General features: G+C 74.4%; 14 protein-coding genes. All 14 read left to right on the top strand.

Annotated features, from left to right (window positions below; genetic code table 11):
• Nucleotides 1-312: 312 nt before the first annotated feature.
• Nucleotides 313-1782 (top strand): sugar transferase, encoded by a 1470-nt coding sequence (locus LG396_RS18845; RefSeq protein WP_100301971.1) that lies wholly within the window; start codon nt 313-315, stop codon nt 1780-1782.
• Between the two features lie 73 nt (nt 1783-1855).
• Nucleotides 1856-3178 (top strand): nucleotide sugar dehydrogenase, encoded by a 1323-nt coding sequence (locus tag LG396_RS18840; RefSeq protein WP_225795632.1) that lies wholly within the window; start codon nt 1856-1858, stop codon nt 3176-3178.
• Entirely contained in the window at nt 3159-4433 is a 1275-nt protein-coding gene (locus LG396_RS18835) for a glycosyltransferase family 4 protein (protein WP_225795631.1), read from the top strand. Before LG396_RS18840 ends, LG396_RS18835 begins: the two co-directional genes overlap by 20 nt.
• Nucleotides 4430-5830 carry a Wzz/FepE/Etk N-terminal domain-containing protein gene (locus LG396_RS18830; RefSeq protein WP_225795630.1) on the top strand — a complete coding sequence of 467 codons (1401 nt, stop codon included), beginning with the start codon at nt 4430-4432 and terminating at the stop codon, nt 5828-5830. Before LG396_RS18835 ends, LG396_RS18830 begins: the two co-directional genes overlap by 4 nt.
• Nucleotides 5827-7332 carry a Wzz/FepE/Etk N-terminal domain-containing protein gene (locus LG396_RS18825; RefSeq protein WP_225795629.1) on the top strand — a complete coding sequence of 502 codons (1506 nt, stop codon included), beginning with the start codon at nt 5827-5829 and terminating at the stop codon, nt 7330-7332. Before LG396_RS18830 ends, LG396_RS18825 begins: the two co-directional genes overlap by 4 nt.
• 3 nt (nt 7333-7335) lie before the next feature.
• Nucleotides 7336-9252: an asparagine synthase (glutamine-hydrolyzing) gene (gene asnB / locus LG396_RS18820; RefSeq protein ID WP_225795628.1), complete on the top strand. Its 1917-nt coding sequence runs from the start codon at nt 7336-7338 to the stop codon at nt 9250-9252.
• Nucleotides 9249-11441 (top strand): bi-domain-containing oxidoreductase, encoded by a 2193-nt coding sequence (locus LG396_RS18815; RefSeq protein ID WP_225795627.1) that lies wholly within the window; start codon nt 9249-9251, stop codon nt 11439-11441. The genes asnB and LG396_RS18815 overlap by 4 nt, the downstream gene beginning before the upstream one ends.
• Entirely contained in the window at nt 11438-13402 is a 1965-nt protein-coding gene (locus tag LG396_RS18810) for a heparinase II/III family protein (protein ID WP_225795626.1), read from the top strand. Before LG396_RS18815 ends, LG396_RS18810 begins: the two co-directional genes overlap by 4 nt.
• Before the next feature lie 12 nt (nt 13403-13414).
• Nucleotides 13415-14932, top strand: coding sequence for a right-handed parallel beta-helix repeat-containing protein (locus LG396_RS18805; RefSeq protein ID WP_225795625.1), 1518 nt, complete (start codon nt 13415-13417; stop codon nt 14930-14932).
• Nucleotides 14925-16229, top strand: a complete 1305-nt coding sequence (locus LG396_RS18800) for an O-antigen ligase family protein (protein ID WP_225795624.1) — start codon at nt 14925-14927, stop codon at nt 16227-16229. Before LG396_RS18805 ends, LG396_RS18800 begins: the two co-directional genes overlap by 8 nt.
• Nucleotides 16230-16235: 6 nt before the next feature.
• Complete coding sequence (locus tag LG396_RS18795; protein ID WP_225795623.1) at nt 16236-17477, top strand: glycosyltransferase; 1242 nt, start codon at nt 16236-16238, stop codon at nt 17475-17477.
• On the top strand, nt 17474-18718 hold the full coding sequence (locus tag LG396_RS18790) for a class I SAM-dependent methyltransferase (protein ID WP_225795622.1): 1245 nt from the start codon (nt 17474-17476) through the stop codon (nt 18716-18718). The genes LG396_RS18795 and LG396_RS18790 overlap by 4 nt, the downstream gene beginning before the upstream one ends.
• Nucleotides 18715-19578, top strand: a complete 864-nt coding sequence (locus LG396_RS18785; RefSeq protein WP_037744385.1) for a glycosyltransferase family protein — start codon at nt 18715-18717, stop codon at nt 19576-19578. Before LG396_RS18790 ends, LG396_RS18785 begins: the two co-directional genes overlap by 4 nt.
• Nucleotides 19575-20222 carry a PIG-L deacetylase family protein gene (locus LG396_RS18780; RefSeq protein WP_225795621.1) on the top strand — a complete coding sequence of 216 codons (648 nt, stop codon included), beginning with the start codon at nt 19575-19577 and terminating at the stop codon, nt 20220-20222. Before LG396_RS18785 ends, LG396_RS18780 begins: the two co-directional genes overlap by 4 nt.
• The last annotated feature ends 2 nt before the right edge of the window (nt 20223-20224 follow it).

The raw sequence follows: 20224 nt of genomic DNA, 5'->3' as shown, positions 1-20224 counted from the left end.
GCCGGGGTGGGGTGTGGGGTCCCGGTGCCGGGCGTGGAGGAGATCGATTCGCGGGCCCGGAAGGGCTTTCGGTGCAGGGTGCATCCGAAGGCTTCGACGGGTTCTCGAAGTAACCCGGGAGTCCGGCGGGACACATGTGCCCGCTGCCCGGGCGAGTTGTTCTAGCAGCGCTGAAATACCGGGATGTCCTTCGTGGGGAGCGAAGGCTCCCGTGGGGAAACCATCGCGGGAGGCGGAAGCCTCCCCGGGGGGGTATCAGTGTTGAACGAACACGTGGAATCCGCCGGCGATCTGGGAGGATCCGGCCGGCGGGTGGGATTCGCGAGCCCGTTTCCGCCGGCGCGCGGCCGCCCGGTGGGCGGGGCGGCCGGCCGGGCCGCGGCCGGCTGGGAGCAGCGGTACCGCCGTACCGTGATCACCGGCGACACCGTCGCGACCGCCCTCGTGGTGGCGGCGATCGGAGGCCTGTTCGGAGTCCGGGACGCGGCCGACTGGCACGAGAAATGGGTGGTGCTGGCCTTCGGCACCGAGTTGCTGGTGCTGGGAGCACTCGCGGTGGGGCGCTCGTGGGCTCCGGGTGTGCTCGGACAGGGCGCCGAGGAGTTCCGCAGGCTCGGACGCTCGCTGTCCACTGCGGTGGTCGTGCTGGCGCTCGGGGGGATCGCGCTCACCTCGCGCAACATCAAGCTCTGGATCTTCGTCGCGATCCCGGCGATCGCCGTCACCACGCTCACCGAGCGCTACCTGCTGCGCCTCTGGCTGCACAGACGGCGCAAGGAAGGGCGCTGTCTGCGCCCGGTGCTCGCCGCCGGAAGTCCGGAGACCGTACGCGACCTGATCGCCCGGGTCCGCAGGTTTCCGCACCTCGGCTGGCGGGTGGACGCGGTGTGCACCGCGGACGGTCCCGGAGGCGACGGCGACCACCTGGACGGAGTGCCCGTCGTCGGCCGGCTGGACGACGTCGCCGAGCACGTGCGCCGGGGCGGCTACCGCGTCGTCGCGGTCACCCCGGACCCGTACTGGTCACCGGACCGCCTGCAGCGGCTGGCCTGGAACCTCGAAGGCAGCGACGCCGAGATGGTCGTGGCGCCCGTGCTGATGGAGGTGGCCGGCCCGCGGCTGCACGTCGACGCGGTGCTCGGGATCCCGCTGCTGCGGGTCAGCATGCCGGCCTTCACCGGGGGCCGCCGGGCCGTCAAGGAGGTCGGCGACCGGCTGGGCGCGGTGGTCCTGCTGATGCTGTTCGCGCCGCTCATGGTGCTCGTCGGGCTGCTCGTGCTGCTGGACAGCCGGGGCGGGGTGTTCTACCGCCAGCGCCGCGTCGGCAAGGACGGCCGCGAGTTCACGCTCGTCAAGTTCCGTTCCATGGTCGCCGGAGCCGACCGGGCCCGCGCCGGGCTCGCCGGCCGCAACGAGGGAGCCGGCCTGCTGTTCAAGCTCCGCCGGGATCCGCGCGTGACCCGGATGGGAGCGGTGCTGCGCCGGTACTCGATCGACGAACTCCCGCAGCTCTTCAACGTGCTCACCGGCTCGATGTCGCTCGTCGGCCCGCGCCCCGGGCTGCCGGAGGAGTCCGCCGCGTACGGCCCGGACATCCGGCGCCGGCTCCTGGTCAAGCCCGGGCTCACCGGCCTGTGGCAGATCAGCGGACGCAGCGACCTGCCCTGGGAGGAGGCGGTCCGGCTGGACCTGCGGTACGTGGAGGACTGGTCGCTCGCACTGGACACGGTGATCTTGTGGAAGACGCTGCGCGCGGTGCTCCAGGGACAGGGGGCCTACTGATGCGAGGGGCGCACCGTCCGTTCGTTGCACGGACCGCAGGCCGCCACGGCCTGCCCGGGGAGGGGAACGGGTCATGAGACTCAGCGTCTTGGGGCTCGGCTACGTGGGCTGCGTGTCGGCCGCGTGCCTGGCCGGCCGGGGCCACCAGGTCGTCGGGGTGGACGTCAACCAGGCGAAGGTCGACCTGGTCAACGCCGGCAGGGCCCCGGTGGTCGAGGAGCGGATCGGCGAACTCACCGCCGACGCCGTACGGAGCGGAGCGCTGCGCGCCACCGGCGACGTACGCGAGGCCGTCATGGAGAGCGACGTGTCGCTGGTCTGCGTGGGCACGCCGTCGGAGCCCAACGGCAGCCTGTGCACCGGCTATCTGGAGCGGGTCACCGAGCAGATCGGCGCCGCGCTCGCGGAGCGGGGCGGGCGGCGGCGGCACACCGTCGTCTTCCGCAGCACCATGCTCCCGGGCACCTGCCTGAACCTGCTGGTGCCGATCCTGGAGAAGTACGTCGGCGGCACCGCCGGGGTGGACTTCGGGGTCGCCGTCAACCCGGAGTTCCTGCGCGAGGGTTCGAGCGTGCGGGACTTCTACGACCCGCCCAAGACCGTCATCGGCGAACTCGACCCGGAGAGCGGCGACACCGTCGCGGCGCTGTACGACGGGCTGCCCGGCGAGGTGTTCCGGGTGCAGATCCCCACGGCCGAGGCGGTCAAGTACGCGGACAACGCCTTCCACGGCCTGAAGATCGGCTTCGCGAACGAGCTGGGCGCGGTGTGCCAGGCGCTCGGGGTGAACTCGCACCAGGTGATGGACGTGTTCCTCGCCGACCGCAAGCTGAACATCAGCCCCGCCTACCTGCGGCCCGGCTTCGCCTTCGGCGGCTCCTGCCTGCCCAAGGACCTGCGCAGCCTCGTCCACGCGGCGCGGCGGGCCGACGTCTCGGTGCCCATCCTCGCCCATGTGCTGCCGTCCAACGCCGACCATCTGCAGCGCGCGGTGGAACTGGTCGAGCGCACCGGCAAACGCCGGGCCGGCCTCTTCGGGCTGTCCTTCAAACCCGGCACCGACGACCTCCGCGAGAGCCCGCTCGTCGAACTGGCGGAAAGACTCTTCGGCAAGGGCTACGACCTGCGGATCTACGACGCCAACGTGAACCTCTCCCGGCTGCTCGGCGCCAACCGCGAGTACATCGAGACCCGGCTGCCGCACCTCGCGCAACTCCTCGCCGACTCCGTCGACGAGGTGCTGGACCACGCCGAGGTGTGCCTGGTCGGCACCCGGGACCCGGCCGTGCTCTCGGCGCTGCCCCGCGGCGCCGGGCCGGTGCTCATCGACCTCGTCCGCCTGCCCGACGCCGACGAGCGCCGGGCCGAACCGGAGTATGTGGGCCTTGCCTGGTGACGCGACCAGCGGCGGCGGGCCTGCCCGGCGCGCGCTGATCCTGGTGGAGAACCTGTCGGTGCCGTTCGACCGGCGGGTGTGGCAGGAGTGCAGGACGCTCGCCGAGGCGGGCTGGACGGTGGACGTCGTCTGCCCCCGCGGGGAGAAGCGGGACAGGGAGCCGGAGACCGAGATCGACGGGATACGGATCCACCGTTACCCGCTGCGCCCGGCCACAGGCGGCCCGGCCGGCTACCTGCGGGAGTACGGATCGGCGCTGTGGCACACGGTCCGGCTGGCCCGCAAGGTCGGCCCGGTCGACGTGGTGCACGCCTGCAACCCGCCCGACCTGCTGTTCCTGCCCGCGCTGTGGCTGAAGCGGCGCGGCGCGCGGTTCGTCTTCGACCAGCACGACCTCGTACCCGAGCTGTACCTCTCCCGGTTCGGCCGCGGCGAGGACCTGCTCTACCGCGCCGTGCGCGCGCTCGAGCGGCGCACCTACCGCGCCGCGGACGTGGTGCTCGCCACGAACGAGAGCTACCGCGACGTCGCACTGCGCCGCGGCGGCCGGCGGCCGGAGGACGTCTTCGTGGTGCGCAGCGCCCCCGACGTCCACCGGTTCCACCCCGTACCGCCCGAGCCGGCGCTGAAGCGCGGCAAGCCCCATCTGCTGTGCTATCTCGGGGTGATGGGCCCGCAGGACGGCGTCGACTACGCCCTGCGCTCCCTGGCGAAGCTGCGCGACCGGCTCGGACGGAGCGACTGGCACGCGGTGTTCGTCGGCGCCGGCGACAGCTTCGACGCGATGCTGGAGCTGTCCCGGGCGCTCGGGCTGGCGGAGCAGGTGCAGTTCACCGGGCGCATCCCCGATGCCGACCTGGTGCGCTACCTGTCCACCGCCGACGTGTGCCTGTCCCCCGATCCGCACAACCCGCTCAACGACGTGTCGACCATGAACAAGGTCCTGGAGTACATGGTGATGGGCCGGCCGATCGTCTCGTTCGACCTCAAGGAGGCGCGCGTCTCCGCCGGCGACGCCGCCGTCTACGCACCCGCCAACGACGAGGACGAGTTCGCCGCGCTCATCGCGCTGCTGCTGGACGACCCGGACAGACGGGCCCGTATGGGCAAGGCCGGCCAGGAGCGGATCGGCGGGCGGCTGTCCTGGCGCAACTCCCAGCAGTCGCTCCTCGCCGCCTACGAAGCCGCCTGCCGCGACCGCCCTGCGGCACCCGCGGGCGGCCGCGTGCGGGGGCGGAGGAGGGGACGCCGTTGAGCGACGACACCATCCGCCTGTCCACGGTCGGACGGATCGTCCGCCGCCGCTGGCGACTGCTCGCGGTCGTCGTGGTGGCGGGCGCGCTCGCCGGCTACGGCGCCTCCGTGCTCTTCCCGCCGCGCTACACCACCTCGGCGTCCGTCCTGCTGCCCGGGTCGTGGGAGGAGCGGGAACTGCTGACGCAGGCGGAGATCGCGACCAGTTCCGTGGTGGTCGACCGCGCGGCCGAGGCGCTCGGCTGGACCGGGGCCGGCGGCGCCGGGCTGCGGGACCGGGTGAGCGCCGGGACCGCGGACGGCAGCATCATCAGGATCTCCGGTACGGCCGAGACCCCGGAGCGCGCGCAGCGGCTCGCCGACCAGATGGCCGAGCAGTACATCGCGTTCGCCTCGCGGGTCGTCGGCGGCAGCACCGACCCCGAGGCGGCGGCGCAGACCGAGGCCCTGCGGGACCTGGTGGAGCAGACCGGCCGCCGCATCACCGAACTGGCGGACGCGGCCGATCCCGGGCGGACCGTGGAGAGCGTGCAGGCCCGCACGGAGCTGGAGAAGCTCCGCACCTCGATGGAAGAGGCCATGGAGAAGCTGGACCGGACGGACCCCGAGACCAGCAGGGCCGACATGGTCGTCATGGGCCCCGCCGCCCGCCCGGCCGGCGAGGCACCGCCGACCAGGTGGCAACTGGTCCTCGCCGGGGCGCTGCTGTCCTTCCTGCTCACGGTCGTCGGGCATCTCGCCGCCGCGCGGGTGAGCCGCCGGCCGCGTACCGGAGCGGAGATCGCCGCGGCGCTGGGCACGGCGCTGCTGGGCACCGTGGACGTACCCGGCGGACACGCCGCGCAACGGCCGCGGGACGGCGGCCGGCCGGCCCGGCTCCGCCGGCTGCTGGGCATCGACACCCGGTGGGACCTGCCGGTGCTCCAGGAGTCCGGCGGCGAGGACAGCAGGACGATCCGCTACCGGCGGGTGTACGCGCGCCTCCGGGACCGGCTGCCCGCGGCCCGCCGGCTGCTCGTCGTCGTCCCGGACGGCGACGAGACCGCCCGCCGGGCCGCGGCACGCCTCGCCGCCGAGGCCGGCAGCGGGCCCTCCGCGGACTCCTCCGGCGGGGGACACCCGGAGCTGCGGGTGGTGGCCGTGGCGGTGTCCCACCCGCTGGTGCCCGACGCCGGCGCCGAGTCCGGCGCGCTGGTCGTGCTCAGCGCGGGCCGGTGGACCGCGGGGGAGATCGCCGGCATCGGCGGCGCGTGCGCGGACGCCGGGCACGACGTCGCCGGCCTCGTCGTCGCCGGTACGGTCCGGAGCCGTCCGCCGCGCCGCGCCGGCGGGTCCCCGGACGGCGCCGCGCCGCCGGCGGTCGCGGTCGGCGCCGACGCGGCGGGAGGTGCCGGGTGACGGCGGGCACGGCCGCGGAGCCCTCGTCCGCCACACCGCTGCTGGACCTGCAGTCGCTGGTGGTGGCGGTACGCAGGCGCCGGCGGCTCTGGGGGGCCGCGGCGCTCGTGGGCCTGCTCGCCGGCATCGCCGTGGCCGTCCTGCTGCCCACGCCGCCGACGGCGGTGACCACCGTGCTGGTGGCGCACCAGGCGGACCAGCCGAACGACCCGGGCACGCTCATCCGCACCGACGTCGCGCTGCTGGAGACCACGCGCATCGCCGGCAAGGCGCTTGAGGCACTCGACTCCCCGCAGCGCCCCGAGGACTTCACGGACGACTACCAGGGCGTCGGCCTGACCAACAACCTGCTGCAGATCAAGGTGACGGGCAGCGACGAGGCCGAGGCGAAGGCCCGGGCGCGGGCGCTGGCCGACGCGTTCGTCGCGGACCACGTACGGCGCATCCGGGAGGTCGCGGAAGCCGAGTCCGAGACCCTCCTGGACCAGCGCGACCGGATCCGGGACGAACTCGCCGAGGTCAACGAGGCGATCGACCAGGGGCCGCCGGACAGCGGCCCGACGGCGTCCGCGGACCTGGAGTCGCTCTTCACCCGGCGGGCCGAACTCACCTCGCGGATCGCCGACTTCGAGCAGCGGGCCGCGGAGGCGGGCACCGGTACGCCGCAGCTCATCGCCGGTACGCAGGTCGTGGACGCGCCGCGCGCCGTGCGGCAGTCCCTGCCCCGGGCCGCCGCCACCGACGGCGGGATCGGGCTGGTCCTCGGGCTGGTGCTCGGGCTCGCCGCGGCCGCGGTCGGCACGGTGGTCGCGGACCGCCCCGTGCTGCGCCGGGAGATCGCGGCGAACCTGGGCGCCTCGGTCGTCGCGGAGCTGCGCCGCACGCCCCGCCGGTGGCAGGGCAGGCGGGCCCGGGCGGCGCGGACACGGCTCACCGCGACGCTGGCGCGTACCGTGCGCGGCTCCCCGGAACCCGTGTCGCTGCTGGAACTCGGCTGTGCACGCGGTACGGGCGTGATCGCCCTGGACGTCGCCAGGGCGCTGGCGGACGAGGGACCGGTGGTGCTCGTCGACGGCCTGCCCGGCGGGCAGCTCGCCAGGGTCCGCCGGCGGCCCGGGGACCCGCCGGTCGTCGGCGGCGAGCATCCCGCCGCCGAGTCGCACCCGGAGCGCAGGCTCGGCGTCGGCTCGGTCGCGCCCGGCACCGCGTGGACCGATCTGCGGTACCTCGGCGGCCGCAGCGTGCTCGTCGTACGGGCCGGGCACAGCAGCGCGGCCTGGCTGCACACCGTCGCGCGGCAACTCGCCGACCTGCACGTTCCCGTGATCGGCGTGGTGCTGATCGACCCCGATCCGCGGGACAGGACCGACGGCACGCTGTGGGACGGCCCGTACACCGCGCTGCGCGGCGCTTACGCGCCCGAAGCCCCGCAGAACGGGGCGGGCAGGCGGCGGCCGCTGCCGGCGGCGCGGGTTTCCGACGGCGACCAGGAGGTGCGGTAGGACATGTGCGGCATCGCAGGCGCGTACCGGTGGCCGGACGGGGAAGCCGTGACCCGCCGCCTCACCGACACCCTCGCCCACCGCGGCCCCGACGGATCCGGCCGCTACGGCCACGCCGCCGGCGACGGCGACGTCCACCTCGGGCACCGCCGGCTGGCCGTCGTCGACCTGACCGGGACCGGCGCCCAGCCGATGGTCGCGGACGGCCTCGCCCTCACCTACAACGGCGAGTTGTACAACGCGCCCGCACTGCGGCGCGAACTGGTCGCCGCCGGCGTGCGCTTCCGCGGCACCTCCGACACCGAGGTACTCCTCGAAGCCTGGCGGCGCTGGGGCACGGACTGCCTGCCCCGGCTGCGCGGCATGTTCGCGTTCGGGATCTTCGACGAGCGCACCGGCGACCTCGTGCTCGCCCGCGACCACCTGGGCATCAAGCCGCTGTTCCTGCTCCGCCGGGGCACGGGCCTGGTGTTCGCCTCCGAGCTGAAGGCACTCGCGGCCGTGGCCGGCGGCCCGCTCCAGGTCGACCATGCCGCCCTGGTGGCCTCGCTGCTGTACTACTGGGTGCCGGACTCGCGCTGCGCCTTCCGCGAGGCGGAGAAGCTGCCGCCGGGAAGCTGGCTGCGCTGCCGGCCCGACGGCCGGGTGGAGCGCGGCCGTTTCTGGCAGCTGAAGGACGTCGCCGCCGAGGGGCGGGAGCGGGCCCGCGCCGGCGAGCGGCCCGACCTGGCCGCCGTCGTCGAGGAGTCGACCCGGCAGCACCTGCTCTCCGACGTGCCCGTGGCGACCTTCCTCTCCGGGGGCCTCGACTCCAGCTACCTGACCGCGCTGGCGGCCCGGCACCGGCCCGGGATCTCCGCGTACACGATCGGGTTCCGCCCCGAGGACGCCAGGTTCGAGGCGATGCCGGACGACCTGCGCCACGCCCGGCGGGTGGCCGGGGACTTCGGCGTCGAGCTGCACGAGATCGAGATCGCCCCGCAGGTGCGCGACCTGCTGCCGCGGATGACGTACCACCTGGACGAGCCGATCGGCGATCCCGCCGCGATCAACACCTTCCTGATCTGCTCGGCCGCGAGGGACGCCGGGGTCAAGGTGATGCTCTCGGGGATGGGCGCCGACGAGTTGTTCGCCGGCTACCGCAAGCACCTCGCCAACCTCATCGCGCTGCGCTACCAGCGCGTCCCGCGCCCGCTGCGGCGCGGGGCGGCCGCGGCCGTCGGCCGGCTGCCCGTCGCCACGGCCCGCAGGGGGTACCGCTCCGTGCGGTTCGCGAAGCGGTTCCTGTCCTTCGCCGAACTGCCCGAGGAGACCGCGTTCCGGCGCAGCTACACCATGTACGACCGGGACGAACTGCTCGCCCTGGTCGACCCGGACCTGGCCGGGACCGTCGACGACGTGCTCACCGAGCACGCGGACGTCTACCGGGACAACGACCTCGACGACTTCGTCAACCGGATGTGCCTGGGCGACGCCCGGATGTTCCTGCCGGGCCTGAACCTCGCGTACACGGACCGCGCCAGCATGGCCGCGTCGACCGAGGTGCGGGTGCCGTACGTGGACGTGGACGTGGTCAGGGCGGCGTTCACCGTGCCCGGCGACCGCAAGATCGTCGGCCGGCAGGGCAAGGCCGTCCTGAAGGAGGCGGCCGCGTCCGTCCTGCCCCGGGAGATCGTCTACCGGCCCAAGGGCCTGTTCAGCGCGCCGCTGCGGGCCTGGATGAGCCGGGACCTGGCACCGCTGGTGCGCGAGGTGGTGCACGACGGCGTGCTGGTCGAGAACGGGTTCCTGCGCCGGGAGGCCCTGCAGCGGCTCGTCGCCGAGGACGCCGCCGGCCGGCGGGACTACTCCAAGCATCTGTGGCACGTACTGACCCTCGAGTACTGGTATCGCGGCGCGACCTCCAAGGAGTCCGGGTGAAACAGGTAGTGCAGAACTACAGGAGCGGCGAGCTGGCCCTGCTCGACGTGCCGGTGCCGGGGTGCCGGCCGGGCGGCGTGCTGGTGCGCAGCGCGTACTCGCTGATCTCCACCGGGACCGAGCTGATGAAGGTCTCCGAGGCCGGGATGTCGATGCTCGGGAAGGCCCGCTCCCGGCCGGACCAGGTCGCCAAGGTGGTGCAGAGCGTGGCCGCCAACGGGGTGCCCGCCACGTACCGCAAGGTGATGGGCAAGCTGGACTCCTACACGCCGCTGGGCTATTCGCTGTGCGGGGTGGTCGAGCAGGTCGGCGCCGGGATCGACGACGTGAAGGCCGGCGACGTCGTGGCCTGCGCCGGCAATGAGCACGCGCTGCACGCCGAGCTGAACTGGGTGCCGAAGCACCTCTACGCCCCGGTGCCGGACGGACTCCCGCCGCGGCGTGCCGCGTTCGGCACGGTCGGAGCGATCGCGCTGCACGGCGTCCGCCGCGGTGAGCCGCAGCTCGGCGACGTGGCGCTGGTCGTCGGGCTCGGCCTGATCGGGCAGTTGGTGGTGCAGCTCCTGGCCGCCGCCGGCGTCCGCGTCGTCGGGGCCGACCCCGATCCGGAGCGCTGCGAACTCGCCGTGCGCCTGGGCGCCGCCGACTGCGCCGACCCCGCCTCGGCGGCCCTGGAAGCCGCCGTCGCCGGGCTGACCGGCGGCCACGGCGCGGACCAGGTGTACCTGGCCGCCGGCGGCGGCAGCAACGAGCCCGTGGAGCTGGCCGCCCGGCTGAGCCGGGACCGCGGCCGGGTCGTCGACATCGGCAAGTGCCGCCTGGACCTGCCGTGGAACGCGTTCTACGAGAAGGAGCTGGACGTCCGCTTCTCCCGCTCGTACGGGCCCGGACGCTACGACCCGGCGTACGAGCTGGAGGGGCGGGACTACCCGATCGGCTACGTGCGCTGGACCGAGCGCCGCAACCTGGCCTGCTTCCTCGACCTCCTCGCCCGCGGCCGCGTCGACGTGGAGCCCCTGGCCTCCCACATCGCCGACTTCGCCGACGCCGTCGAGACGTACCGGCGGCTGGAGGGCGGCGACCTGAAGGCCGTGGCCGTCCTGTTCCGCTATCCCGGGCACACCGGGGGAGCGGAGCCGCCGGCCGTGGCCGTGCCCGCGGCGGCTCCGGCCCGCAACGGGGCGGCGCGCACCCCCGTCCGGCCCGCGGCTGCGCCCGTGCGGCTGGCGTTCGTCGGCGCCGGCAACTACGCGACGTCGATGCTCCTGCCGCACCTCTCCCCGCTCGACGGGGTCGAGCTGGGCACGGTCGTCACCACCACGGCGCTGTCCGCCGCCAACGCCCGGCGCAAGTTCGGCTTCGCCGAGGCCACCACGGATCTCGACGCCGTGCTCGGCGACCCGTCCGTGGACGCGGTGTTCGTGGTCACCCGGCACAGCTCGCACGCGGAACTGACCCGCAGGGCGCTGCTGGCCGGCAAGGCCGTGTTCGTGGAGAAGCCCCTGGCCCTCACCGGGGACGAGCTGGCCGGGGTGCTCGCGGCGGTGGAGGAGTCCGGCAACGACCGGCTCCAGGTGGGCTTCAACCGCCGGTTCGCGCCCCTGCTGCGGGAGGCCAGAGAGCAGTTCGGGGCCCGGAAGGGCCCGGCGAGCCTCCGCTACCTGGTCAACGCCGGCCGCCTGGAGAACGGCAGCTGGTACCTCCGGCAGGACACCGAGGGCACGCGGTTCGCCGGCGAGGGCGGGCACTTCGTCGACACGGCGAGCTGGCTGCTCGCCGCCGACCCCGTCTCGGTGCACGCGGCCGGCCCGCCCGGCGGCGAACACCTCCGGGTCCTGCTGCGGTACCCGGACGACTCCACCGCCGGCATCGACTACGTCACCACGGGACCGCCCGGCTTCCCCAAGGAGACGCTGGACCTGGTCGCCGACGGCAAGGTGCTGCGGCTCGACGACTTCGTCCGCGCCGCCGTGTACGAGGGCCGCCGCAGGCGGTGGGTCGGCTCGCGGCTGCCCAGGACCCGCGACAAGGGCCAGCGCGCCGAACTGGAGGCGTTCCTCACGGCCGTACGGACCGGTGGCCCGATGCCCGTACCGCTCCAGTCGCTCGTCGCCACCACGGCGGCCACCCTCGCGGTGCGGACCGCCCTGGCCGCCGGCGCGGCCGTGTCCCTGGCGGGGGCGCGATGACCATGAGCGCGGGCTGGTACCTGCGCCGGCTGTCCCGGATGGGGCCGCGGGAAGTCGGCAGCCGGGCGGTCGACGGAGTCCGCAGACGGCGATGGCGGTCCGCGCTGCCGGACTGCCCGAGCGTGACCGGCGCCCGGTTCACGGCCGTACTGCCCGGAGGGGCGATCGCCGCCGTGCCGCCGGACGCCGCGAAACGCCTCGTCGCGGAGGCGGACCGGCTGATGGACGGGCACGGCGGGTACTTCGGGGTGGCCCGCGACGACCTCGCCGAGCCGGACTGGTCGTACGACCCGAGGACCGGGCGCAGGGCCGCCCCGGGCCACGCCTTCGACGTGCCGTACCGCGACGAGGACGCGGTCGGGGACGTCAAGCAGCTCTGGGAGCTGTCCCGGCACCAGTACCTGACGGTGCTCGCCGCCGCGTACGCGGTCACCGGCGACGACCGGTACGCGGTGCGGGTGGCCGCCCATCTGCGGTCGTGGTGGGCGGCCAACCCGCCGCTGCGCGGCGTGCACTGGACCAGCGGCATCGAGCTGGGCATCCGGCTGCTGTCCTGGGTGTGGACGCGCCGCCTGCTCGACGGCTGGCCGGGCGCGGCAGGGCTGTTCGAGGACGACCCGGTGGCGCGGCGCCAGATCTGGTACCACCAGCGCTGGCTGGCCGCCTTCCCCAGCCGGGGGTCCTCGGCGAACAACCACGTCATCGCCGAGGCCGCCGGGCAGTTCGCCGCGGCCTGCGCGTTCGGCTGGTTCCCCGACTCCGCGCGCTGGCGGACCGGCGCGCTCGCGTCGCTGGCGCGACACCTGCGCGCCAACACCTTCGACTCCGGCCTCAACCGCGAGCTGGCCACCGAATACCACGGGCTGGTGCTGGAACTCGGCCTGGCCGCGGTGGCCGAGGCGGATGCCGCGGGCGTACCCGTGCCCGCATCGATACGGCTGGTGCTGCTGCGCATGACCGACGCGCTCGCGGCCGTCGTGGACGGCCGGCTGCGGCCGCCCCGCCAGGGGGACGCCGACGACGGGCACGGGCTCGTCGTCGACGGGGCGGGGACCGACCGCTGGGCGTCCCTGCTGGCCACCGGCGACGCCCTGTTCGGCCGGCTCGCCTGGTGGCCGGCGGTGCCCGCGGCCGACGTCCGCACCCCGCTGCTGGCCGCGCTCGTCCGCCCGTACGCGACGAAGGAGGCCGGTCCTGCCCCGGCCCGCCCGGCGAGCCGCCCGGACCACTTCGCCGACGCCGGGCTCACCATCCTGCGCGGGCCCGGCGGGATCTGGTGCCGCTGCGACGGCGGCCCGCACGGGTTCCTGTCCATCGCGGCGCACGCCCACGCGGACGCGCTGTCCTTGGAGGTCCGGCACGACGGGGTCGACGTGCTCGCCGACCCGGGGACGTTCTGCTACCACGGGCAGCCCGAGTGGCGGCAGTACTTCCGGTCCACCCTGGCCCACAACACCCTGCGGCTGGACGGCGCCGACCAGTCCGTCTCCGGCGGGCCGTTCCTGTGGACCCGGCACGCCCGCAGCCGCGTGCTGGCCGCGGACACCTCCCGCGCGGACGCGGCCCGCTGGTGCGCCGAGCACGACGGCTACCGGCGGTCCGTGCACCGCCGCCGGGTCGAGCTGACCGCCGCCGGCCGGGAGTTGCGGGTGGTCGACGAGGTGCGCGGGCCGCGCCGGGACGTGCAGCTGGCGTTCCACCTCGGCCCGGCGATCGCCGCGGACCTGGCGGGGGACCGGGCGGTGCTCACCTGGACCGCGGACGGCGAGGACCGCTCCGCGGTGCTCGACCTGCCCGGGCGGCTGCGCTGGCGTGCGCACCGCGGCGAGAGCGACCCGCCGCTGGGCTGGTACTCCGCCGGATTCGGGCGCAAGGAACCCGCCACCACGCTGATCGGCTCCGGCACCTGCGGCGGTGCGGTGGCGGGGGAGTTCACCACCGTACTCGGATTCCGCGGCTAGGGAGGAAGCGTGGTGATCAAGCGGCGACGGGGGACGTGGGCGGCGGCGCTGCTGGCGCTGGCGCTGGCGGCGACCGGCTGCGAGGACGGGACGGACGCCCGGCAGGAGCCGGACGCCGCGCCGCCCGCGCCGCCGGTGGCCCGGGTGTGCGACCGGCCCGCGTCCGGGCCGGCGAAGGCGCCGGCGGGCGCGGTGACGGTCGACCCCGCCGTGGTCGGCGACCTGGCGGCGAAGACCAGGAGCAGCCCGCCGGACACCACGTTCTGGCTGCGGCCCGGCAAGCACCTGCTGGAGCCGGACCGCTACGCCCAGGTCGTCCCCAAGGAGGGGAACAGCTACCTCGGCGCGCCCGGCGCGGTGCTCGACGGCTGGCGGACCAACCAGTACGCGTTCGGCGGCACGGCCCCCGGCGTCGCCGTCCGCCACCTGACCGTGCAGCGTTTCGTCGCGCCGCACGACGAGGGCGTGGTCAACCACGACTCGGCCGACGGGTGGGTGATCGAGCACGCACGGATCCAGCACAACTCGGGCGCCGGGCTGATGGCCGGGGCCGGCCAGCAGGTCCGTGCCAGCTGCCTGCGCGGCAACGGCCAGTACGGCATGAACGCCTACCAGGCCGGCGACGGCATCCGCGACCTGGTGGTCGAGGGCAACGAGATCACGGGCAACAACACCGGCGACTGGGAGCGGCGCAGGCCCGGCTGCGGCTGCACCGGAGGCGTCAAGTTCTGGGCCGTCGACGGCGCCGACATACGCGGCAACTGGGTGCACGACAACCGCGGAGCCGGGCTGTGGGCGGACAACAACAACAACGACTTCCGCATCGAGGACAACGTCCTCGAAGCCAACGACGGTGCCGCGCTGATGTACGAGACCAGCTACAACGCCGTCATCCGCGACAACACGATCCGGCGGAACAACTGGGTCGAGGGCCGCGCGTCCGCCGACCGCGGCGACGACTTCCCGTACGCGACGGTCTACGTGTCCGAGTCCGGCGGCGAACCGCGGATCCCGGCCCGTACCGACAAGATCGAGATCTACCGGAACGTGCTGGAGGACAACTGGTCCGGGATCACCCTGTGGGAGAACGCCGACCGGTTCTGCAACAGCCCGGCCAACACCTCGACCGGCGAGTGCACGCTGCTGGTGCCGGACACCGGCCGCTGCGAACGGCCGGCGATCGCCACCGCACCGCTCTACGACGACTGCCGGTGGAAGACCCAGCGCGTGGACATCCACGACAACCGCTTCGAACTGGACACGTCCGTCGTCATGTGCACCGCGGCGTGCGGGCGCATGGGCGTCCTGGCCAACTACGGCACGTACCCGGACTGGTCGCCGTACAAGGGCGAGCGGGTGGCCGAGGCGATCACCGCCGAGCAGGGCAACCGCTGGCACCACAACACCTACCGCGGGCCGTGGACCTTCGTGGCCCGGGACCAGAGCAGGACGCTCGACGTCACCCAGTGGCAGAGCATCCCCTACGCCCAGGACGAAGGCAGCACCTTCGCCCCGCGGGCCGGTGGCTGACGTGGGCGGGGACACGGCGCACGGCGGGCCGGACGCGACGGGCGCGCCGCCCGCCGCCGCACCGCGCCGCGCCGGCACTCCGAGGACCGTGGGGATCGTCTGGGGGCTGCTGGGCCTCAACACCCTCGGCTCCGCCGGGGCGGAGACCATCGTCGTGCTGCCCCGCTCCCTCATCCAGACGGTCACCATGGGCGCGCTGGCCGCCGCGTTCGCGCTGGCGCTGGCGGTCAACCCCCGGCTGCGCATCCGGCCCAGCGCCTTCGTACTCCTGCTCACCCTGCTGCTGGTGCCGAGCGTGATCTCCAGCGTGGGCCTCGACGCCGGTTTCGGGGCGCTGTTCCGCTGCACCCGGCTGGCGCTCTTCGTCGGCACGCTGTGGCTGCTGACCCGCTGGTGGGACGGCGGCCTCGGGTTCGTCAGGAGCCACATCCGGATGTACTACGCGGTGCTCGGATCGGTCGCCGCCGGGCTGGCCGTCTCGCCGGGGACGGCCATGCCCGACCTCTACGGCGGGCGGCTGGTCGGCGCGCTGTGGCCGCTCACGCCGCCGCAGATCGGCCAGTACGCCGCGGTGATCACCGGCCTCACCGTGCTGCTCCTGCTGGGCCGCCACACCACCGGCGCGAGCGCGGCCGCGGTCATCGTGCCCGCCCTCGTCCTGCTCGCGCTCACCCACACCCGGACGGCGACGGTCGGCCTGCTCGCCGGGCTGGCGCTGGCGATCTGCTCGCTCGTCCTGACCAGCGCCCCCGCCCGCCGGTTCTTCGCCTGGACGGTGCTGTGCGCCGCGGTGGCCGCCGTCTGGTTCGCCCCGATGGTGCAGGCGTGGTTCCTGCGCGGCCAGAGCCGGGAGAACTTCTCCAGCCTCACCGGCCGGGCCAAGGTCTGGGACGCCCTGCTGGCGGCGCCCCGGACCACCTCGGAGCGGCTGTTCGGCACGGGGCTGGGGGACAAGTCGTACGACGGGCTGCCCATCGACAACAGCTGGCTCGCCGTCTACCACGAACAGGGCCTGACCGGCGCCGCGATCGTGGCGGCGCTCGTCGCCGTGCTGGGCGGCGTCGCGCTGCTGCGGCCGCCGTCGGTGCCGCGGGCCTGCGCGATCTTCCTGATCGCCTACTGCGCGATCTCGTCGTACACCGAGGCCGGGCTCGGCGACGCCTCGCCGTACCTGCTGCATCTGGCCGTGGCCGCCTCGCTGCTGGCCGCACCCGCCCGGGCCGGCCCGGCCGCCCCGGCCGCGGCGCCCGCGGCCTCCCGACGACGCGTCCCGCGCTGGGCCAGGGAGGGGAGATGACCTGACATGCACGTCTTCGTGGTGCACAACCGCTACGTGTCGGCACAGCCGAGCGGCGAGAACAGAGTGGTCGACCAGGAGGTCGGGCTGCTGCGCGCGGCCGGGCACCGGGTCGAGGTGTTCGAACGGCGCAGCGACGACATCGCCGCGCGGTCCCTGCTGGGCAAGGCCGCGGTGCCGCTGCTGGTGCCGTGGAACCCGGCGGTCCGCGCGGAGCTGGCCGCCCGGCTGCGTACCGAGCGGCCGGACGTGGTGCACGTCCACAACGTCTTCCCCCTGCTGTCGCCCGCCGTGCTGGCCGCCTGCGCCGACGCCGGCGTGCCCGCCGTCGCCACACTGCACAACTACACGCAGATCTGCCCGCCCGGCACGCTGCGCCGCGACGGCCGGCAGTGCACCGAGTGCGTCGGATCCGCGCCGCTTCCCGCCGTCCGGCACGGCTGCTACCGCGACTCCCGGCTGGCCACCGTGCCGCTCGCGGTCAGCCTGGCGGTCAACCGGCGCCGCTGGTGGTCCGGCGTGGCGCGGTTCCTGTGCATCTCCGCGGCACAGCGCGACGTCCTGGTGCGCTCCGGCATGCCCCGCGAACGGCTCGCGGTGAAGCACAACTTCGTGCCCGACCCGGGCGCCTGCCGGGCGGCCGGGGGCGAGCAGTTGCTCTTCCTCGGCCGCCTCGCCGAGGCCAAGGGCGTACGGCTGCTCATGGCCGCCTGGGACGAGATCGCGGCCGGCGGCGGTGTGGGCGTGCCGCTCGTGCTCGCCGGCGCGGGCCCGCTCCAGGGCGAGGTGGCCGCCTGGGCGGCGGGCCGGGACGACGTGCGGTTCGCCGGCCTGTACGACGCCGAGGAGTGCCGGCAGGCCGTCGCGCGGTCGGTCGCCGTGGTGGCGCCCTCCCTGGCCCTGGAGACCTTCGGCCTGGTGGTCGTGGAGGCGATGGCGGCGGGGGTGCCGGCCGTCGCCGCCGGGCACGCCGCCTTCGTCGAACTCGTCGAGGACGGGGTGACCGGCCTGCTGCACCGGCCGGGCGACCCCGCCTCGCTCGCGTCGTGCCTGCGCCGGATCACCGCGGACCCGGCCCGCGGCCGGGAGATGGGCCGCGCGGCCCGGCGCCGCTACGAGCGGGGCTTCAGCCCGGCCGTCGGGCTGAAGCGGCTGGTGGAGGAGTACGGCACCGCGATCGCGGGCCGGTCAGCACCGACTCAGGGCGGGGACACCCGCCCGTTCAGGGGGGATGGGGACAGCAGATGACACGATGCCGACTCTGCGGCTCGGAAGCGATGGAGAGCGTCGTCGACCTCGGGGCGACGCCGCCGTGCGAGAGCTTCCTCGCCGCGGACCGACTCGACCGGCCGGAACCGGCGTACCCGCTGCACCTGCGGGTCTGCACCGACTGCTGGCTGGCGCAGATTCCGCCGCTGATCACGCCGGAGGAGACGTTCGGGGAGTACGCGTACTTCTCGTCGTACTCGACCTCCTGGGTGGAGCACGCGCGCACGTTCGTCGCCGATGCCGTACGGCGGCTGGGCCTGGCCTCCGGGGACGGGGGCACCTTCGTGGTCGAGGTCGCCAGCAACGACGGGTACCTGCTCAAGCACGTGGTGGACCGCGGCATCCGCTGCCTGGGGATCGAGCCGTCCGTGAACGTCGGCGCCGCGGCGCGGGACGCCGGCGTGCCCACGCTCACGGCGTTCCTCGACCCCGCCACGGGCGCCGCCGTCCGCGCCGAGCACGGCCCCGCGGACCTGGTCGCGGCCAACAACGTGTACGCGCACATCCCCGACGTCACCGGGTTCACCCGCGGGCTGCGCGCCCTGGTCGCCGACGACGGCTGGGTCACCATCGAGGTGCAGCACCTGCTGACCCTCATCGAGCAGAACCAGTACGACACGATCTACCACGAGCACTTCCAGTACTACACGGTCGCCTCCGCGATCCGGGCGCTGGCCAGCGGCGGACTCGCCCTCGTGGACGTCGAGTTGCTGCCCACCCACGGCGGCTCCCTGCGGCTGTGGGCCCGCCCCGCCGAGGCGGCAGGCGAGCCGACCCGCCGGGTGGCCGACGTACTGGCCCGGGAGAAGGCCGCCGGGCTGCAGGAGCTGTCCGGGTACGCCGACTTCTCCGCCCGCGTGGCCAAGGTGCGCCGGGACCTGCTGCGGTTCCTCATCGACGCGGCGGAGCGGGGCGAGACGGTGGTCGGCTACGGCGCCCCGGGCAAGGGCAACACGCTGCTCAACCACTGCGGCATCCGGCCCGACCTGCTCCCGTACACGGTCGACCGCAACCCCTACAAGCACGGCAGGTTCACCCCGGGCACCCGCATCCCCGTCCTGCCGCCCGAGCGGATCGGCGCCGACCGGCCCGACTACGTGCTCGTCCTCCCGTGGAACCTGCGCGCCGAACTGGTGGAGCAGCTGTCCTTCGTGCACGCCTGGGGCGGCCGGCTCGTCTTCCCCATCCCGGAACTGAGTGTTGTCGAGGTCAAGCCATGAAGGTCGTACTGTTCTGCGGCGGCTACGGGCTGCGCATGCGCAGCGGCGCCGCCGACGACATGCCCAAGCCGATGGCGATGGTCGGTCCCCGCCCGCTGATCTGGCACGTCATGCGCTACTACGCGCACTACGGGCACACCGAGTTCATCCTGTGCCTCGGCTACGGGGCGCACCACATCAAGGACTTCTTCCTCCACTACGAGGAGACGACGTCCAACGACTTCGTGCTGCGGGGCGGGCGGACGGAGCTGCTGTCCACCGACATCGCCTCCTGGACCATCACGTTCGCCCAGACCGGCATCGAGTCGCCCATCGGCGAGCGGCTGCGCCGGGTGCGCCACCACCTGGACGGCGACGAGATGTTCCTCGCCAACTACGCCGACGTGCTCACCGACGCCCCGCTGCCGGAGATGATCGACAGGTTCGCCCGGCGCGACGCCGGCGCGTCGATGCTGGTGGTGCCGCCCCAGTCCTCCTTCCACTGCGTGGACCTGGGCGAGGACGGCCTGGTGGGCGGCATCACCGCGGTGAGCGAACTGCCGCTGTGGGAGAACGGCGGCTACTTCGTGCTCCGCCAGGAGGTCTTCGACCACATCCCGGAGAACGGGGACCTGGTCGCGGACGGCTGCGCCCGGCTGGCCAAGCGCGGCCGGCTGGTGGCGTACCGGCACCGCGGCTTCTGGAAGCCGACCGACACCGTGAAGGAGCGGGCGGCGCTCGACGCCGCCTACGCCCGCGGCGACCGCTCGTGGGCGGTGTGGGAACGCGGCGGCACGGACCCGGCGGACCCGGTCGGCGAAGGCGCCGGAAAAGACGCCGGCAAGGGCGCCGGCGTCGGCGCCGGGGCGGGGACCGCGTGATCCGGCTCGGGGCCGGGCCCCCGGACCGGATCGTCGCCGTGGGCGCGCACTGCGACGACATCGCCATCGGCGCCGGCGGCACCCTGCTGACGATGTGCCGCGCGCGGCCGGGCGTCCGTGTCGACGCCCTCGTGCTCACCGGCGGTGGCGGCGAGCGGGAGCAGGAGGAACTGGGCGCGCTCGCCGCCTTCTGCCCGGGCGCCGACCTGCGGGCGGCCGTGCTCAAGCTGCCGGACGGGCGGGTGCCCGCGTCCTGGGCGGAGGCCAAGGCCGCGGTCGAGGAACTGCGCGGGCGGACCGAGCCGGAGGTGGTTCTCGCGCCGCGTACCGACGACGCGCACCAGGACCACCGCGGCCTGGCGAAGCTGGTCACCACCGCGTTCCGCGACCACCTCGTGCTCGGCTACGAGATCGTCAAGTGGGACGGCGACCTCGGCCGCCCGGTCGCGTACCAGCCGCTGTCGCCGGAGACCGCCGAAAGCAAGGTGCGGCTGCTGCAGCGGCACTACCCCTCGCAGCGGCACCGGCCCTGGTACGACCGGGAGGCCTTCCTCGGCCTTGCCCGGATCCGCGGCATCGAGTGCCACGCGCACTACGCCGAGGCGTTCGCCGTCACCAAACTCACTCTCAACCTGGGGGGTTGAAC

The organism is Streptomyces aculeolatus (genome assembly GCF_020400605.1).
Taxonomy (GTDB): domain Bacteria; phylum Actinomycetota; class Actinomycetes; order Streptomycetales; family Streptomycetaceae; genus Streptomyces; species Streptomyces aculeolatus.
Note: the sequence above shows the minus strand (reverse complement) of the source record. Positions and strands in the feature narration are given on the sequence as shown.

Excerpts from the sequence above, each read along its gene's own strand:
- LG396_RS18810 (WP_225795626.1), top strand. The coding sequence starts at position 11,438 with ATGACCATGAGCGCGGGCTGGTACCTGCGCCGGCTGTCCCGGATGGGG.
- LG396_RS18790 (WP_225795622.1), top strand. The coding sequence starts at position 17,474 with ATGACACGATGCCGACTCTGCGGCTCGGAAGCGATGGAGAGCGTCGTC.
- LG396_RS18785 (WP_037744385.1), top strand. The coding sequence starts at position 18,715 with ATGAAGGTCGTACTGTTCTGCGGCGGCTACGGGCTGCGCATGCGCAGC.
- LG396_RS18840 (WP_225795632.1), top strand. The coding sequence starts at position 1,856 with ATGAGACTCAGCGTCTTGGGGCTCGGCTACGTGGGCTGCGTGTCGGCC.
- LG396_RS18835 (WP_225795631.1), top strand. The coding sequence starts at position 3,159 with ATGTGGGCCTTGCCTGGTGACGCGACCAGCGGCGGCGGGCCTGCCCGG.
- LG396_RS18795 (WP_225795623.1), top strand. The coding sequence starts at position 16,236 with ATGCACGTCTTCGTGGTGCACAACCGCTACGTGTCGGCACAGCCGAGC.
- asnB (WP_225795628.1), top strand. The coding sequence starts at position 7,336 with ATGTGCGGCATCGCAGGCGCGTACCGGTGGCCGGACGGGGAAGCCGTG.